The 645-nt window shown below is 55.5% G+C and carries 1 protein-coding gene; it reads left to right on the plus strand.

Annotation, left to right across the window (positions count from 1 at the left end; all coding sequences use genetic code 11):
• On the plus strand, positions 1-645 hold a 645-nt coding region (locus JNK74_29200), incomplete at both ends, for a trypsin-like peptidase domain-containing protein (protein ID MBL7650254.1).

Below are 645 nucleotides of genomic sequence, written 5' to 3' on the forward strand. Positions count from 1 at the left end.
GCGGCTTCTTCATTTCTGATCAGGGTTATATTGTCACCAACAACCATGTGGTGGACGGCACCAAGGATGTCAGCATCATCCTATCTGACGGTACGGAACAAGGTGCAGTCGTGGTGGGCACAGACCCCTACTCTGATATTGCGGTTTTGAAAACGGATGGAACTGTCCCTGCAATTGTAACGCTTGGGAATTCTGACCTGCTCAAGCCTGGTGAATCAGTGATTGCCATCGGCTCGCCTCTCGGTGACTTCAAGAACTCGGTTACGGTGGGCGTGGTCAGTGCGACGGGACGCTCCATCGACACCGGACAAGGATACACGGTTGAAGGCTTGATCCAAACTGACGCAGCCATCAATCAGGGCAATTCCGGCGGTCCGCTGGTGAACCTGGCTGGCGAAGTGATCGGCATCAATAACATGATCGTGCGCGGCTCAGGCAGCGGCACGGTGGCAGAGGGATTGGGCTTCGCGATCCCGGTCAACACGGCGCAGGCTGTTGCAAACCAGATCATCGAGAAAGGCTATTTCTCACGCCCGTTCATGGGAATCAGTTTCCAAGCAATCAGCCCAGACATCGCATCTGCCTATCACCTGCCCGCAGACTGGGGTGTGTATGTCCAAAAAGTGGTTGACGGCAGCCCCGCCA

The organism is Candidatus Hydrogenedentota bacterium (genome assembly GCA_016791475.1).
In the GTDB taxonomy this organism is placed as follows: domain Bacteria; phylum Hydrogenedentota; class Hydrogenedentia; order Hydrogenedentales; family JAEUWI01; genus JAEUWI01.